The organism is Micromonospora sp. NPDC047548 (assembly GCF_040642975.1).
In the GTDB taxonomy this organism is placed as follows: domain Bacteria; phylum Actinomycetota; class Actinomycetes; order Mycobacteriales; family Micromonosporaceae; genus Micromonospora.
This window is the reverse complement of record NZ_JBEYTI010000133.1, coordinates 1-1,023: the sequence shown is the minus strand read 5'-3', so window position 1 is coordinate 1,023 and position 1,023 is coordinate 1. Positions and strand designations below refer to the sequence as shown.

General features: G+C 59.3%; 1 protein-coding gene. It reads left to right on the top strand.

What is annotated here, in order from left to right:
- On the top strand, nucleotides 1-269 hold a 269-nt coding region (locus tag ABZ807_RS33410), incomplete at its 5' end, for a restriction endonuclease (protein WP_357167191.1).
- Between the last annotated feature and the right edge of the window lie 754 nt (nucleotides 270-1,023).

The window sequence follows — 1,023 nt, the reverse complement described above, 5'->3', positions numbered from 1 at the left end:
AGCTTCTTCACATCCGGGCACCGACCCCACCCCGAACCCCAGGCCACCTAAATACGGACCAATCATCGCCAACCGGCCTTGAGTTTATGGCAGTGGACCTATATGGCACCATGCAACACGAGGGTGCCACGACCGGCATCCTCATCACCACCAGCGGATTCGGGCCGAGTAGCTACGAATTTGCAAACGGCAAGCCCATGCAGCTTATCGACGCTCAGGGGCTCCTCGCCCTTTGCAAGGAGTACAAAATCCCCGCCCGGATCCTTTGACAGTGACCATAATGCGGTCCATCCATCTGTCGCGCTTCCTGCAAGTTGGAGTGGCATGCGAAGTAACGCTCAGTGCGATTGTTCGAGGGCGGGTGTACCGTTTTGATGAACGGAAGTACGGCACGAGCCGATTGGCTGGTGCCCAACTTCGGAGTCGCACGCCATCGCATGGGACGCTGGCCAAGAGCCCGCTAAGTGCGGGCACGCTGTCTGCGGGAAGAATCGGATACAGCGGTATGAGCGACCGGATGACAGCGTTCAGGGACCACGCAACCACGCCACGGTCCAGTGCCTGGCCAGATCCTTAAGTGGCTTGCGACCACAGGTCGGGATAAGAGACTACTCGTCTGACCATAACGCGTCGCGTCGTCGGAAAGCTCGGTAGATGCACCGAGCGGTTACCCTCCACAGCTGATGACTACATCGTCTTCCATGGATTGCGACTGTGGGGTCGCGGTATCGATTACTCGGACACGTTAATCCCCCACGGGGTCTCCGGTGGGGGATTGCGCTTGGCTCGCCCGTGTGCTACAGGCGATCAGATGTGAGGGTCAAGTCCCAGGCGTTGCCATGGGAGACGATCGTCATTTGGTTCTCGCGCAGAATCGCTACCACCTCGGTTGGGACAAGGGCATGAGTCCGCCGCCTCGCTTGGCCCTGGCGGTTTCAAGGAGTCAGTGCATCACATGAGATGATCATGATGACGTACTGATTCGGGGGCGGGATGCGCGGCACGGCGTTGCGGGTCGATGAG